12 protein-coding genes and 1 tRNA gene are annotated in these 14638 nt (G+C 63.4%); 5 read left to right on the forward strand and 8 right to left on the reverse strand.

Features of this window, described 5'->3' with window-relative positions; all coding sequences use genetic code 11:
* Nucleotides 1-8: 8 nt before the first annotated feature.
* Both ACFC4D_RS34375 and ACFC4D_RS34380 read left to right on the forward strand, forming a co-directional pair.
* A complete protein-coding gene (locus tag ACFC4D_RS34375) occupies nucleotides 9-389 on the forward strand; it encodes a DUF4234 domain-containing protein (RefSeq protein WP_375968397.1) in 381 nt (126 codons plus the stop codon).
* A gap of 161 nt (nucleotides 390-550) precedes the next feature.
* Nucleotides 551-624: transfer RNA gene (locus ACFC4D_RS34380), tRNA-Ile, on the forward strand.
* A 767-nt stretch (nucleotides 625-1391) separates the two neighbouring features.
* On the opposite strand, the gene ACFC4D_RS34385 is transcribed toward ACFC4D_RS34380, so the two are convergent.
* The 6 genes from ACFC4D_RS34385 to ACFC4D_RS34410 all read right to left on the reverse strand — a co-directional run bounded on the left by ACFC4D_RS34385 (nucleotide 1392) and on the right by ACFC4D_RS34410 (nucleotide 9355).
* Nucleotides 1392-2492, reverse strand: coding sequence for a helix-turn-helix domain-containing protein (locus ACFC4D_RS34385; protein WP_376069452.1), 1101 nt, complete (start codon nucleotides 2490-2492; stop codon nucleotides 1392-1394).
* 971 nt (nucleotides 2493-3463) lie between these two features.
* Nucleotides 3464-4387, reverse strand: coding sequence for a TIGR03564 family F420-dependent LLM class oxidoreductase (locus ACFC4D_RS34390; protein WP_376069455.1), 924 nt, complete (start codon nucleotides 4385-4387; stop codon nucleotides 3464-3466).
* Between the two features lie 121 nt (nucleotides 4388-4508).
* Entirely contained in the window at nucleotides 4509-5285 is a 777-nt protein-coding gene (locus ACFC4D_RS34395) for an SDR family NAD(P)-dependent oxidoreductase (RefSeq protein ID WP_376069457.1), read from the reverse strand.
* Between the two features lie 120 nt (nucleotides 5286-5405).
* Complete coding sequence (locus ACFC4D_RS34400) at nucleotides 5406-5987, reverse strand: putative glycolipid-binding domain-containing protein (RefSeq protein ID WP_376069459.1); 582 nt, start codon at nucleotides 5985-5987, stop codon at nucleotides 5406-5408.
* Between the two features lie 21 nt (nucleotides 5988-6008).
* Nucleotides 6009-7691: an aspartate-alanine antiporter gene (gene aspT, locus ACFC4D_RS34405; protein WP_376069461.1), complete on the reverse strand. Its 1683-nt coding sequence runs from the start codon at nucleotides 7689-7691 to the stop codon at nucleotides 6009-6011.
* A gap of 29 nt (nucleotides 7692-7720) precedes the next feature.
* Entirely contained in the window at nucleotides 7721-9355 is a 1635-nt protein-coding gene (locus ACFC4D_RS34410; RefSeq protein WP_376069463.1) for a bifunctional aspartate transaminase/aspartate 4-decarboxylase, read from the reverse strand.
* A 169-nt stretch (nucleotides 9356-9524) separates the two neighbouring features.
* Between ACFC4D_RS34410 and ACFC4D_RS34415 the strand changes: the two genes are divergently transcribed.
* From ACFC4D_RS34415 to ACFC4D_RS34425, 3 genes are all read left to right on the forward strand, one after another.
* Nucleotides 9525-10673 carry an asparaginase gene (locus ACFC4D_RS34415; RefSeq protein ID WP_376069465.1) on the forward strand — a complete coding sequence of 383 codons (1149 nt, stop codon included), beginning with the start codon at nucleotides 9525-9527 and terminating at the stop codon, nucleotides 10671-10673.
* A gap of 93 nt (nucleotides 10674-10766) precedes the next feature.
* Nucleotides 10767-11429: a lysophospholipid acyltransferase family protein gene (locus tag ACFC4D_RS34420; RefSeq protein WP_376069468.1), complete on the forward strand. Its 663-nt coding sequence runs from the start codon at nucleotides 10767-10769 to the stop codon at nucleotides 11427-11429.
* A gap of 61 nt (nucleotides 11430-11490) precedes the next feature.
* Nucleotides 11491-11667: a DUF6374 family protein gene (locus ACFC4D_RS34425; RefSeq protein ID WP_375968405.1), complete on the forward strand. Its 177-nt coding sequence runs from the start codon at nucleotides 11491-11493 to the stop codon at nucleotides 11665-11667.
* A 62-nt stretch (nucleotides 11668-11729) separates the two neighbouring features.
* Here ACFC4D_RS34425 and ACFC4D_RS34430 read toward each other — a convergent pair whose 3' ends face one another.
* Both ACFC4D_RS34430 and ACFC4D_RS34435 read right to left on the reverse strand, forming a co-directional pair.
* Nucleotides 11730-13682, reverse strand: a complete 1953-nt coding sequence (locus ACFC4D_RS34430) for an amino acid transporter (RefSeq protein ID WP_375968406.1) — start codon at nucleotides 13680-13682, stop codon at nucleotides 11730-11732.
* A gap of 180 nt (nucleotides 13683-13862) precedes the next feature.
* Entirely contained in the window at nucleotides 13863-14543 is a 681-nt protein-coding gene (locus tag ACFC4D_RS34435) for an N-acetylmuramoyl-L-alanine amidase (protein WP_376069788.1), read from the reverse strand.
* Nucleotides 14544-14638 lie beyond the last annotated feature (95 nt).

The raw sequence follows: 14638 nt of genomic DNA on the forward strand, positions 1-14638 counted from the left end.
GGATTCACATGAACCCCACCCAGCTGGCCACCCCCATCAAAGAACGCAACCCCGTCCTGGTCTGGCTAGTCTGGCCCCTGATCACCCTGGGCATCTACTTCTTCGTCTGGTACTACAAGATCCACAAGGAAATGGCCGAACTCCGCCGCGACCCAGACGCCCCCGTCGCAGGCCCCCTCCTGGTCATGATCTTCCTGTCCTGGACCGGCATCGCCTTCCTGATCAGCTTCTGGCGCACCGGCGACCGCATCAAAGCTTCCCAAGAGGCCGCAGGCCTCGAAGGCACCTGCAACCCCCTCCTCGGCTTCCTCCTGAACTTCGTCTTCGGCCTAGGCATCCTCTACTACCAGCTCGAACTCAACAAGATCCCCGCTCGCTTCGCCCAGTAGCGGAACCCACTCTCCCCATACACTTTTGAGGCAATCCACTCCCCCGCCGACCCCATCGGCGGGGGTTTCCCAACTCAACCTACGACACCGTAGCCCCCAACTAGGCATCCCCCACCTGGTCGGGGTAACATCGCGAGGCCCGCAGCTCCCCGCAGCGGTCAGGGGCGGTAGCTCAGTCGGTTAGAGCCGTGGACTCATAATCCATTGGTCGCGGGTTCGAGCCCCGCCCGCCCCACTTGCATCCCCTGAACTGCAAGAACTTGACACAGACTCATATAGACGAATCAATACACAACACGTATAGCTATGTATTCGATGCGCAAGACTCATCAGCTACCTCATCCAGAACGAACCGCCTTCTCTCGCACCGAAGATCACTCGTGACCATGGCAGCAGGTTCATCGAGTTGCTACTGACGCGACCGAACAAGTGCTCAGGCAAGTCGCTCGCCCCGAGTACGCACGAAGCAACTACCGGGTGTTGCAACAGGCCTTCAAATACCCTGCGACAGAGGGGATCAAAGTCACTGATCCCTTCGAAAAAACGACCTTGCCCGATGCTCGAAGATCCCGCAGTGGTCCCCCATACGACGCGATCCGCGCCCTGCTCGCGAGTGCGCGGGTACAGAATTCGAAGCCCTTCGCGATACCGCCACCATCCGGATATTCACCGATACCGGCTGCCGTGCAGGCGAACTCGCCGGGCTCGACATCGCGTTCGCCGAAACGCGGCCATGGTCATCCGTGAGGGGCCGCAGACCGCAGATAGCTCCGTGCGACGATGAAGCCAAAATGACGAGACCTACCGGGACGACTGCGCTCGGAGAGCCCACCAGAATCAGCTGACCTTATCGGCCGATCTTCCCCACAAATAGATATCGAAAGCGGGGTCCGTACCTGTTCCAGCCAGGCACGGGCCCTGCGCCTTGCTCAACCAACCCGGCAGTACGACTTGCACGGGCAGGCATGAGCTCCAAAGGGAGCGGCGACAACACAGCCACTATCAGTCGTCTTCGTCAAGGCTGTTGAGGCGGCGATGGATGTCCTCGATCCGGGCTGGAACGTTACAGTCGCCTTGACGCACCGGAACCTGGAACAGCGCCGAACTCATTCGGCCTTCGGTCTTGACGGCACCGCGGACGATGAACGGAATGCGATCGGGAAGCTGTTCTGGAATAAGGATCGCGAATATCTCACCAAGAGCTGCTGGTGTACGGCACATCTTGATCCCCATAATCTCGGGATAGACAAGGGCTTCGATTGCCCGCATATATCGATCCCTCGCGCCGATATCGATAGGGCACCCGTTAACCTCCGCAAGGAAGTCGCGCCCGTGCAGATCCTTCACTGTCCTGGCTCCGATAACTATAAGCCCGCCCTTGGCAGAGTTCGCGAACGCCGCAACATCACTGGCGATGTCGATACGACTGCGGTCTTGTTTCGGATAATGAGAATCCTTGGCGTCCAGGGCTTCCGACTCGACCGTGCCAAGTAGAAATTGCGTTTCACTCGATTCAATGGCAAAGAACATCTTTGCAGGCGAGGCAGAAAAAGGCTCGTTCATGACAATATCACGCATCTGTGACACCATGAACGCCATGTCGCGCACCGTAATGTCATTGGACGGTAGGACAGTCAGCTCGCAAGATGCACCGTCGCTGCTGTCAGCATAAAATTTCGTCTCTATGCAGGTCATCCCTCGGGCTGCCAGGGGAGCCTTGGTCAGTGAACGAATGGTTTGGTCGGTAAGGGTGGAATTTCGAGGTAAAACTACATCGATGTTGAACTCGAAACGGCCTTCGCGACAAGCCATTATGAGCATGTCTTTAGGATACGGATAGTTTGCTGCCCAGGCCGACCGAAAGACACCTACGGAAGCAGGAAAATAGTCGATGGAGATCGTAGACATGGGGTCAACCGTGGTGTCACTGTCCGCAACTGCCTGCCTCATCACCTCGGAAATTTCTCCGGCGGTGATGTCCTGGAACTCTTCCAGCCTCCCAACTGTGAATTCATATGGGTCATAGCTAGCAAGTACACGCTCGTTTGGATCGATAAACGCACGCCTATGTTTATCCCATCGAATTCTTGCATTATCTGTCATCGAATACCTCTCGCAGAGTAGCATTGCCTTCCAGAAGATTGCGGCAAATCGCGTACGCCGCAATCTGATCAGTGACAGAACCCTATCCGACGATTAACAGGCCAACCAACGAAATCCAAACACGACAAATCGTCAGGTACCGACACGATCGAGCCGTCTAGCGACGACCACAGGCGGTGGGCGGCGGCGAGACCAACGCCTGCCTCTCCACCCATTGGAGGGATGCACCACCCGCGGCCTTTGTGGCTCAATTGGTTGAGAACCGAATGAGTTTGGTTCCGCTCTCGATAATTCGTTACGGCGGCGTCTGGTCGGATCGAGAGGTGAGCTCATGGCCATCCCATGCACAGTCACCGCACTGGCGGTGTTACCGGTCCTTGCTGCCGCCGGGCACGGTGTAGCCAATGCCGCGCCGGGACGACCAGGTTTGGCGGTGCCGGGGGAAGACAATCCGGGCTGCGCACGACGCCAGATCCGCCAGTTGCACCGAGCATGGCGGACTATCCTCCGGACCTACCCGCGCGGGCCACGACCGCAACAGCAAAACAGCCCACAGCCAAACCCTCTGGCGCCACAGTCTCAGACCGCCGAACCTGAAGTGCAGCAATCCGACACAGTGCCAGACGTTGCACCGGCTGACCCGCATACGGTGCGCACCAGGAACACCACGATGGCGGTGCCGGATTGGATTGATACGAAGACTCTGGACAGGGCGCGGGCGTATCTGGACCATGTCGAATGGCAGATCGCCGCCGGATATGACAGTGCCGGATTCCCAGAACGAAGCCGACCGTCGCGCCGCCTCGACAGCGACCGGTGCCCTGAGCTGGCCGTACCATAGGAACGGAAAATCATTTCCGTGCCGGCATCTCTGACCGGTTGTGGGACGTCGGATATGCCTTCCTCTCGCCAGATGCCACCGAACGCCGCTTCCTTGGGAAGTGCGGTTGAGCGCGCCGCGCGCAGTCAACTCATGCCCCGACACGGTCAGCAGCGAGTTGGCCTGCCAGTTTCCAGGTGCGGCGTTCGTCCTCCTGGGTGCTCAGATCGGTGCTGGTGATGACTACTTCGGTCGCTCCGGCTTCGAAGTAGCGGTGGATGCCGGCGGTTATGGTTTCCTCGTCGCCGATCAGGGCCAGGTCTGCGGCTCGGGATGCGCCCTCCAAGTTGATTACTCGGCTGTAGGAGGGGATCTGTTCGTAGAAGGACAGTTTGTCGTGGGCGTGGGCGCGGACCGTCTCGGTGTCGGCGGTGACCACGGCTGGGACGAAAGCGACGACGCGGGGTTTGGTGGTTGATGCGCGGGTGACCGCAGGGACGATGTGGGTGGTCAGGGTTTTCGGACCGGCCAGGTAGGGGAGGATGCCGTCGGCGAGTTCGCCGCTGACGGATAGCGCCTGCGGACCCATCGCGGCCACCAGCACGGGGGGTCGGGGTTGAGCGCCGGGGACTGCCGTTGGCAGGGTCGGTGTGACGGTCAGCAGTTCGCCGTGGAAATCGGCCGTGCCGGTCTCTAGTAATTGCATTGTCGCGGTGAGGAATTCACGCAGACGAGCGATGGGGCGATCGAATGGCGTTCCGAACGCGTCGGCGACGAGTGTCGAACCTACAGCCAGTCCGAGGTGGTAGCGGCCATGTGTCGCGGCCTGTGCGGTTTGGGCCTGTGCGGCTACGTTCACCGGGTGGCGGCCGATGACGGGGATGGCCGAGGTGCCTACCTGGAGGCCGGGGACTTCGCGGCCGACGATCGCGGCCAGGGCGGGTGAGTCGTAATCCATGCGCTGGCCGAACCAGGCGGATTTCAGGCCGAGGTCGTGGGCCGTTCGAGCCTTGGCCACGATGGCGTCGACGTAGTTCTCCACGTTCGTGGCGGCCAGCGCGATTCCGAGAGTCATTCCATTGGCAACCCTGGTGCAGTATCGACTGTTCCCACATGCGCATTGAAATCAGTTTGAGCACAACGGTTTTGGAAATGCGGTACGCCCGGATACTTCCAGCGCGTCCACGACCGTCGGGTCAGTCGACGCGGTAGCGGGTGGCGAGGGTGGGGCTTTGGCTGTTGAAGGCGGCGAGGTCGGCTTCGAAGACCTTGGGGAGGAGGGTGGGGTCTTCGACGCCGGGGGCGCAGACGATTTCGCCGATTTCCAAGCCGCGGAGGCCCGCGGTGACTACGTCGTCGGCGGACATGCGCGGTACGGCGCTCAGGTCGAGGCCCTGGCGTTCGTGGAATTCGGTGGCGACTGCGCCTGGGCAGAGGACCAGGACTTTGACGCCGGTGTTTTCCAGTTCGGCGCTGAGGGTTTGGGACATGGCGACGAGGTGGGCGAGGGTGCCCGCGTAGACGGCGCGGCGGGGCATGACCGTGGTGGGGGCGGGGCCGCTGAAGGCGATCATGCCTGCGACGTTGATGATCGCCCCGGTGCCGCGCTGCTGCATGCCGCCGACCGCCGCGCGGGTGATCAGGGTGGGGGCCAGGACTTTGACGGTGACCAGTTCGCGGGCCTTGTCGGCGGGAAGATCGGCGAGGGGCATGTAGTAGGCCACGCCCGCGTTGTTGACCAGCAGGTCGAGGGGTTCCGTGGCGGCTTCGGCGACCGCGTCGATGCCTTCGATGGTGGAGAGGTCGGCGGCGAGGGGGCGGATTACGCCGTCGGGAAATTCGGATGCGAGTTCCTCGAGGCGATCGGTGCGCCTGCCTACCGCGATGACGGAATAGCCGTCACCGGCCAGGCGGCGGGCGAATGCCCGGCCGATACCCGAGGTGGCTCCGGTTACGAGGGCTAGTTTGGTCATGGCTACTCCCTGGTCTCGGACGAGGACACACGTGCGGGGACAGCGCGATACAGCGAATATCGCTCCTGCCACCGTAGCCGCTGGTCGGCGAAATTCTCTGAGGCGCGGAGCGATTCGGGATCAGACTGCGCGGGTCGCGATTCCGGGGTAATCCACCACGAGCCCGGAGGCGTCGTAGATCAGCGTGCCGGTGAAATCGAAGACGGGAGCGGCGTATTCGTACCGATGGTGCCCGTCGGAATCCGGAATGCGCTCGTAGTGCTGCTCCAGGCGATCGACCGTGAGGTCGGTGGCACGGATATAGGCCGCTGGGGCGGGGGAATTCGCGCCGACGGACAGGTTCAGCCGATGGATGGGGAAAGCGTTGGTCATAGCGGAGGATTCGAGGTCTATGTCGAGGCACCCGTCGAGATGCGGTGCGGGGGCACCGTTCACGAGCCAGTGCGCGGTGCCGTCGGTTTCGAGTTTTATCGATCGCTGCCCGGATCGGGTCCGGCTGGTGATGCGGGCCGCTCGGGTGGACCAGTCGGGTGCCAGGGCGATGCGGTACTCGACGATCCAGGTCTCACCGAGTTCGATTGCGGTGGTGCAGCCTTCGATACGAAGCCCGTTCCCGAGCCGCTCGAAGTAGGCCACCTCGAAGCCGGAACGAGCGTCGGAATGCGACCATGCCGCGGACGCGGGAGGAGGCGTGAATGTCATGGCCGCCTCCCATCTTCCGCATCAGGATATGGCTTCGGTCATGGCCACGGCTATGGGTCCGAGCAGTGGAAGCGCGACATTCGAGAGCGCGTAGACGATCGTGTACGACATCAAAGGCGTCGCATTGCCCGCCACCTGCTGCACCGCCGTAATGCCGGGCGTCGAGCATTGCTGACCCGTGATCGCGCCCAGCGCAAGCGGCGCAGGGAGTTTCATGAACTTCCAGGCCACCACGAGCGAGATGCACGCGGGAATGGCGGTCATGAGAATGCCCGCGATCGGAAGCCCGAAGCCGAACTTCTGCACCAGGTCCACGGCTTGCGGTCCGGAGGTCAAGCCGACCACGGCGATGAACACCGAGAGCCCGAGGGTCTTGATGACATCGGCTGCGGCAGGCGCGTATTGGCCGATCTCGGGATTCCTGGAGCGGAACCACCCGAAGAGCAGACCGGTGAGCAAGCACCCGCCACCGGTGCCGAGGGTCAGCGGGATACTCCCCACCTGCACAACGATTTTGCCGATCATGAAGCCGAACGCCACACCCAGCGCGATGTAGATGATGTCGGCCTTGACACTCGGATCCAACCGATAGCCAAGCGACGGAACGACTTTGGCGAGATCAGCCTTGGACCCGGTGAGCCGCACCGTATCTCCGCGCTGCACCGCCATACTCGTATGCAGCGGCAGATCCTTGTCCTCGCGGACCACGCCGGTGACGTACAGCCGGTTGCCGAGCTGTTTGTCGATATCACCGAGGGTGGCGGCGGTCTGCCGGTGATCGAGCACCACCTGATCGATCTCCAGCGCGGTCTCCAGATCCGAACTGGGCACGATCTCCGGCCCGATGGCGTCCTCCGCGGGCACCATATCCGCGCGCGGCCCCACCACCAGCACCTGATCCCCGGCCCGCAGCACGACATCATCGGCGACGGCGATCGCCTTGCCGCCCCGCAACATTCGCTCCACGGTCAAATGCCCGCCGAGATCCGCGGTCACCGTCGCGATGGTCTGCCCAGCCACCCGCTGCACCTGGAAGGCCCGCCCGATGAGATCGGGCGCGGCGGCGACTTCCGATCCATCGGAGTCGTCATCACCGCCACCGAGCTGCTTCCACAGCTTCGCCGCCTCATCGCGCAGATTGATGCGCATGACGAGCGGGAACACCTGACTCGTCAGCAACACCACCACGATTAGCCCGCAGATGTACGAAATCGAGTACGCCGTACCGACATTCGCCTGCATGGCCGCGATCTCGTCGGCGGGCCGATCGAGCCGCGAGATCGCATCCGTCGCGGTGCCGACCGCCGCCGATTCGGTCGCTCCACCCGCGAGCAGCCCGGACGCCGTCCCCGGATCGAGCTTCATGACCACCGTCGCGACCGCGGTGATCGACAGCACGCTCGCCACCTCGATCAGCGTGAAAGTGCCGTACTTCAAGCTCTTTCGGTTCAAACTGCCGAAGAACGTCGGCCCCGAGATATAGCCGAGCGTGAAGATGAACAGCGCGAAGGCGATATTCTTCACCTGCGCGTTCACCGTGATGTGCCCGGCCATGCCGACGAAGATCGCCACGATCAGGGTTCCGGCCACACCGCCCAGCGACAGTTTCCAGATCCTGATCTTGCCGATCGCGTAACCCAGTGCCAGGCAAAGGAATAGCGCGGCCTCGGGGGTGTCCTGCAGGAATCTTTTTATCGCATCCATGAAACCGTCCTCGATCGAAGCGAGCCGGATCAGCGAGTCTTGGTGCGGTTCTGAAACTCCGAGTGGTACTCATCCATGATCTGCCGCAGCCACTGCCCGATCTGCGCGTAGCTGTCCTGCCGGAGATTGGCCATCGAGACGCGCACCGACCATTGCGGTCCGTCGAACCCGCCGCCGTTGAGCAGCACGATCGACCCCTGTTCGGCCAGCCGGAAGACCGGATCGACCGGTTCGTGCTCGGTTTGCAGCCACTGGGCGAACTCCGCGCTCCAATGCTGTTTCACCCACACCATCAGATCGAGTTCGACGTAGTAGTTGGCCGCGTTGGGATCCGGCGGCACCGGCACCTGGAGACTCTCGGCGAGCGTCTTCAACCGGCGCGCGATGATCGCCTCGCAGTTCTGCTTGTGCCGCGCATCCTTGTCGAGCAGATCCGCGAGCGAGAACAGCGCCATCTGAACCTGTTGCGGCGTGGACAATCCGGCGGTGTGATTGAGCGCCACATCCCGCGAATCCGCCACCATGCGGTCGATGAATTTCAGCTTCTCCGGTTGCAGCGCGATGGTGGAATACCGTTTGGTCAGCGCATCCCGCTGTGCGGTGGGCAAATTCGCGATGCGCGGGTCGAAGATATTGTCCTTGGCCACCGCGATGACGCCCAAACGCCAACCGGTGCAGCCGAAATACTTGCTGAACGAGTACACGCCGATGGTATTCGCCGCAGCGATCGACATCAGCGATTGGAAGCCGTCGACGAACGTCCCGTACACATCATCGGTGATGATGGTGAGGTTCGGATTCTCCTTCGCCGCGATCTGCTTGATGCGTTCCAGCGTCGCCGAATCCAGCATCACCGAGGGCGGATTCGAGGGATTCACCAGAAACAGCGCCTTGACGCTGGGATCGGCGAGCTTCTCGATTTCAGAGGCCGGGTACTGCCAGGTATGCATTCCGTCCGGCGCGTTCTTCGACGCCTGCACCTCGACCACATCGAACTGATACCGCTCCAGATGCGGAATTTCCAGGTACGGGGTGAAGATCGGCGTCATGATCGCGATCCGATCACCGGGCGCGAGAATGCCGTTGACCACGCAACTGTCGAACAGATAGCACATGGCGGCGGTGCCGCCCTCGGTGGCGAACAGATCCCAGCCGCCCGCGGGCGCACCGCCCATCGCCTGGTCGAGGTACGCGTGCACCACCTGTTCGATATGCGTGAGCATGCGATCCGGGACCGGATAGTGGTCGCCGTGGATCGCGTCGGCCAACTCCCCCACCCAGGCGTCGGCGTCGAATTTCAGTGTGCCGACACCGTATTCGACCGCACCGCGCAGCAGTTCCACCTCGTCGCTCGCGGGTTCGGCGGTGAGGAATTGCTCGAATCGCGCCGCGATTCCAGCGGATTGCGGCATGCCGCCCAGCCCCGGAAACTCATCCCAGTCCCGGACGGCCTCGGTGACCGCGAATCGCCCGAGCAGATAGAACGCCGAGCGCGGTACGACGGAGGTCCAATTCGGATTGCCGCGACCCGCGTTGATCATCGCGTGCGCGGTCTTGTGCATATTCTCATCGGCCAGATCGATGAGTTCGTCTTTCAGTTCGAACGGGCTGAGCCGTTCATACTTCTTCTCGGTACCGCGATCGACCTCATTGTCCACGCTCATCGTCCAACCTCCGTATGTCGAAGTGCGGTCGATCCGTATCCAGCGCATACCGTGACATGCGTAAATGAATGCCGACTGTCACGACACGCTATCTCGCGAGGTTCGAAATCTGGTTGTCACAGCGGTGGTGCTGCAACGCTATCGCGACACGATCCGACAGGAGAGCACAATGGCGCGGATATCCATTTTCGGGATGGTCGGCTTGGCGGCCTGTTCGGCAGTGCTGGTGGCGGGATGCGCGAATGGCTCGACCGATTCCGAGTCGGCCGCGCAGTCCTCGGCCGCTTCGCAGACCGCTACGAGCACGGCGAAGAGCACCCCTGCTCCCGGTCAGCTCCCCCGCATCACCATTCTGGCCACGGGCGGCACAATCGCGGGCAAGGCCAATGCCAACTCCGCAGTCGGCTACACCGCCGGTGAGGCGACCGCACAGGATCTCATCGACGCGGTGCCCGGTATCGACAAGATCGCCAAGCTGGACGCGGAACAGATCGCCAATATCGGCAGCCAGGATATGAACGACGAAGTGTGGCTGACCTTGGCGAATCGGATCAATCAGATCTTCGCCGACGATAAGGCCGACGGCGTGGTGGTCACGCACGGCACCGACACCATCGAGGAGACGGCGTTCTTCCTCGATCACGTGGTCGCGAGCCCCAAACCGGTGGTGCTGGTGGGCTCCATGCGCCCCTCCACCGCATTGAGCGCCGACGGCCCGGCCAATCTCCGCTCGGCCGTCCAGGTCGCCGCCGATGCCGATGCTCGCGACCGCGGCACCATGGTCGTCCTCAACGACACCATCCACGGCGCGAAGGATGTCACCAAAACCAACACCACCAGCGTGCAGACCTTCGTCTCCCCGAATACCGGCCCGCTCGGCCACGTCGACGCCGCCGCGGTCACTTTCGCCGAACCCGCCTCCGCACACCCGCGCCTGACCTTCCCGGTCCCGGGCAAATCCCCCCTCCCCCAGGTCGCCATCGTCTACTCCCACGCGGGCATGGACGCCACCCAGGTGAACGACGCCCTCGGCCACGGCGCGCAGGGCATAGTCCTGGCGGGCGTCGGCGACGGCAATACCGCCAAGCCCGTAGTAGCCGCCCTCAGCGCCGCTGCGGGCAAGGGCGTCCTCGTAATCCGTTCCAGCCGAGTCGGTTCCGGCAGCGTGGTCCGCAACGCCGAACTCAATGACGATGAACTCGGCACCATCTCCGCCCTGGACCTGAACCCCGCCAAGGCCCGCATCCTCACCCAACTCCTGCTCGCCAACGGCATCACCGACAAGGCAAAAGTCCAGCAGGACTTCGCCGATTGCTGATCGCCATTCATTGAGTAGTTACCCCGTGTCGCGAGCGCGGACCGGCGACAAGGATGGAAGCTGTTCGCGGACACACCGATTGCGGGGGTTGTGATGGAAGAGGATGCGGGGCAGCGGCCGAAGGGGCTGGGGAAGCGAGCCTGGGTGGTCACCCAGTTCGTGCGGCGGATTCTGCGGGCGCTGGCCTGGTCGAATTTCGTGCGGGTGACCGTGATCGGGCGGGAGCTGGTGCCCAAGGCCGGGCCGGTCATCATCGCCAGTAATCACATTTCCATGTTGGACGCGGTGTTCCTGTGGGGTGCGCTGCGGCGCCGCGCGGTGGCGATTGCCATGGCGGAGTTGTGGACCTGGCCGGTGGTGGGGTGGCTGGTACGGCGGCTGGGGCAGATTCCGGTGGTGCGCAAGGACAGTGGGTCGGGGCAGAGTGCGCTGGAGCGGGCGGAGCAGGTGCTGCGGTACGGCGGGGTGTTGATCATCTATCCGGAGGGGCGGTTGGTGGCGGCCGGGGAGGATGAGCCGTACAAGCCGGGGGTGGCGAAACTGGCGCTGGCGACCGGGGTTCCGATCATTCCGGTGGGGACGAGTGGCACCGATCGGGTGCTGCCGATGCGGCGGGTACGCGGGGACGGTCCGAAGTTCGATCGATCGCAGCAGGTCACGATTCATTTCGGGTCCCCGGTCGACCCGGCCGAGTTCGATGATCCGGAGAAGTTGCTGGATCATCTGCGGCAGCGGATCGAGGGCCTGAAGCAGTGAGATCAAATCGCAGACCGTTCGGTATCGAACAAAGGTTCGACTCGAGGTAATCTCTCGGGCCATGCCGGAACTGTCCAGACGCGATTGGGCGACGATGAATCTCGAGCAGGTGCGGCGGCAGCTGCTCGATGCCGCCGCGTTCGGCAAGTACCTCACCCCCGAGCAGCTCGAACACGCCGCCGGGAAGATCGGTGAGGGATTGCGGGTCTTCAAGGAGGAGACCGAGCCACCCCGGTGATCGGGCATGCGAAAGCCGAGCGGGCATGAAAAAGGCCGGTACCGCGCGGGCACCGGCCTGGATCAGCTGTCCACGTGTACGTGTGGCCGCTGCGAGCGGCGCGGTACCGCGCGCCGCAGGATCTCCCGCGTCACCGGCGCCACCTCGCCCTCACCGAAGAACATGAAGCGCACCAGATTGGTGAGCGGATTGCCTTCGGTCCATTCGAAATACACGTGCGGCGGCGTACCGGTGCGATCGCGAATCGCCAGCAGAATCGCCGCGATGGAGTTCGGCACGGCCGCCGCCTCCACCGAAAGGATGTGGTACTGATCCACTTCGACATCGGTGACCAGCAGTTCCGTGCTGAACTCCGAAGGGTCCTTGACGATCACCTCGAGGAACAGGATCGGATCATCCTCCGGAATATGGCTTTCCCGGCGCTGATCGGCTTCCTTCTCCGCGTACTCCTCCGGCTCCCGCTTATCGATATCGTGCGTGACGATCCGGACCTCACCGCGCGCGGCCAGCAAATCGATCAAATCCGCCGCCCGCTCATCGAAAGTAACTGTCACAGCCCGCAATTCGAAGGCCCGGCGGAAGCGCGAGGCGAACGAGACCACCAGCGTCGCCACGATGAACAGCAGCGCCAGCTGCGCGCCCTCGGGCTTCTCGATGACATTGTCGATCGTGGTGTACACGAAGATCGCGGACACCACGCCGAACGACACCACCCGCGACCGCTGCCCCTGCCGCGCCGCCGACAGCGTCACCGCGACGGCCGCGGAGGTGATCAACACCAGCACACCGGTCGCATACGCCGCGCCCTGCGCATCGACACTGGCATCGAAATACCAGGTGATGCCGAAGGCGATCGCCGCGAAAACCAGTACCAGCGGCCGAATCTGGCGCGCCCACTCCGGTGCCATGCCGAAGCGCGGCAGGTACCGCGGCACCAGATTCAGCAGTCCGGCCATGGCGGACGCGCCCGCGAACCACAGGATGGCGATGGTGCTGATGTCATAGACGGTGCCGAAGGTATTGCCCAGCTGCTCATGCGCGAGATACGCCAGCGCGCGGCCGTTGGCCGGTCCGCCCGCCTTGAACGCGTCCTCCGGAATCAGCACGGTGGTAATGAAACTGGTGACGATGAGGAAGCCGCTCATGATGAGCGCGGCGGTGGTCAGCAGTTTGCGCGCGCCGAGGATGCGGGCGCGCGGATGCTCCTCGGTGTCCTCCGGACAGCCCTTGATCTGCGGCATGACCGCGACCCCGGTCTCGAATCCGGACAGGCCCAGCGCCAGCTTCGGAAACACCAGCAGCGCAACGCCGATCATGGCGATCGGACTGCCGTGCTCGGCGGTGAGCGCGTGTCCCCAGTCGGTGACCATGGACCCGTGCTGGATCACCGCCACCACACCGCGAATGGCGACAACCAGATTCAGCGACAGATACACACCCACGAGTACGACGGCGATCCCGATGGCCTCGCTGAACCCCTTGAGGAACACCGCCGCCAGCAATGCCAGCAGCACCAGCGTGATGAGCACGTTATGCCCGTGCAGCGCATCGGGCATGAGCGGATTCTCGACGATATGCGCCGCGCCGTCGGCCGCCGACAGCGTCATGGTGATGGTGAAGTCGGTGGCCGCGAAGCCCAGCAGCACCAGGATCAGCAGTTTGCCCCACCAGTTCGGCAGGAATTTGGCAAGCATGGCGATGGATCCGCCGCCGTGCGGACTCTCCTTGGCGACCCGCCGGTACACCGGCAGCGCGCCCAGCAGCGTCAGCGCCACGAGTACGAGGGTGGCCAGCGGCGACAGCACGCCCGCGGCCAGCGCCGCGATTCCGGGCTGATAACCGAGCGTCGAGAAATAGTCGACACCGGTCAGGCACATCACCTTCCACCAGGAATGCTGATGTTCCTTGGGCGCGCGTTTGGCCATGGGTCCGGGTAGTTGGGAGTGTTGCTCCCCCGCGTCCTCCAGCAGCCAGGCCGCGAATCGCGTGCGTAGCGCAGGCTCGGTCGTGGTCAAGAGAGTCCTCCCCGGAACCCGTGTGTCCGGTTTCCCGGAATCAGCCGAAATGTCGTGGCCAATGTACTCACGGCGCGCCGAGGACAGACACACCCCGCGCCGCGAGTCGCGCGGGGTGCTGTGCTAGCCGGGAAGGCCCGCGGAAAGACCGGAGCGAGCTAGCCGAGAAGAGGAAACGATCTAACCCAGATACGCCATGACGGCATTGGTGAGCGCCGTCGCCAATCGGGCACGCCCGTCCGGGGATTCGAGAATTGCCGCATCGCCCGGATCGCGCATATTGCCGCATTCGACCAACGCCGCCGGGCGCTCGGCGAGATTGAGCCCCGCGAGGTCCGCACGCGGGTTCATCCCGTTCGAACCGACATAGGTGGAGGGCGTGAAACCGGCCCCGACCAGTCCGTCGCGCAACGTGGTCGCCAACCGGCTGGACGGCTCGCCCTGCGAATCATTCACCGCGGGAGAGGAATAGGCCACGTGGAAACCGTGCGCACCGGCGGGCGCGCCATCGGCGTGAATGGAGACCACGGCCGCCGCGTTCACCCGCTGTCCGAGGGTGCCGCGCTCATCGACGCAGGGTCCGACGCCAGTGTCATTATCGCGGCTCATCACCACGCGAATCCCGCGCTGGCTGAGCAGATCCCGCATGCGCAGCGCCACATCGAAGTTGAATTCGTGCTCGGTGTAACCGTCATTGCCATTGGTGCCGGTGGTGTTGCAAGCCTTCATACCGCCGCGCCCGTCGGGCACCTGGGCATTGATCTCATCGGTATGCGAAGCGCCGCCGCCATTGTGGCCGGGATCGAGCACCACCACGCGTTCGGCGATCGGGAAGATCGGCAGCGCGGGCAGATCCGCCATCGGGCGATGCTGTCCGGGAACGGCCGCCGCCCCGGTACCTCCCGCCGCGATCAGCAGAGCACCGGAAATGGCCGCCAGAGCTTTCCAAGGTCGCT

Source organism: Nocardia sp. NPDC056000, assembly GCF_042269265.1.
In the GTDB taxonomy this organism is placed as follows: domain Bacteria; phylum Actinomycetota; class Actinomycetes; order Mycobacteriales; family Mycobacteriaceae; genus Nocardia.

Coding starts and splice junctions, on each gene's coding strand:
- ACFC4D_RS34425 (WP_375968405.1), top strand. CDS start 11,491: ATGCCGGAACTGTCCAGACGCGATTGGGCGACGATGAATCTCGAGCAG.
- ACFC4D_RS34385 (WP_376069452.1), bottom strand. CDS start 2,492: ATGACAGATAATGCAAGAATTCGATGGGATAAACATAGGCGTGCGTTT.
- ACFC4D_RS34420 (WP_376069468.1), top strand. CDS start 10,767: ATGGAAGAGGATGCGGGGCAGCGGCCGAAGGGGCTGGGGAAGCGAGCC.
- ACFC4D_RS34390 (WP_376069455.1), bottom strand. CDS start 4,387: ATGACTCTCGGAATCGCGCTGGCCGCCACGAACGTGGAGAACTACGTC.
- ACFC4D_RS34435 (WP_376069788.1), bottom strand. CDS start 14,543: ATGGCGGATCTGCCCGCGCTGCCGATCTTCCCGATCGCCGAACGCGTG.
- ACFC4D_RS34415 (WP_376069465.1), top strand. CDS start 9,525: ATGGCGCGGATATCCATTTTCGGGATGGTCGGCTTGGCGGCCTGTTCG.
- aspT (WP_376069461.1), bottom strand. CDS start 7,691: ATGGATGCGATAAAAAGATTCCTGCAGGACACCCCCGAGGCCGCGCTA.
- ACFC4D_RS34400 (WP_376069459.1), bottom strand. CDS start 5,987: ATGACATTCACGCCTCCTCCCGCGTCCGCGGCATGGTCGCATTCCGAC.
- ACFC4D_RS34395 (WP_376069457.1), bottom strand. CDS start 5,285: ATGACCAAACTAGCCCTCGTAACCGGAGCCACCTCGGGTATCGGCCGG.
- ACFC4D_RS34375 (WP_375968397.1), top strand. CDS start 9: ATGAACCCCACCCAGCTGGCCACCCCCATCAAAGAACGCAACCCCGTC.
- ACFC4D_RS34410 (WP_376069463.1), bottom strand. CDS start 9,355: ATGAGCGTGGACAATGAGGTCGATCGCGGTACCGAGAAGAAGTATGAA.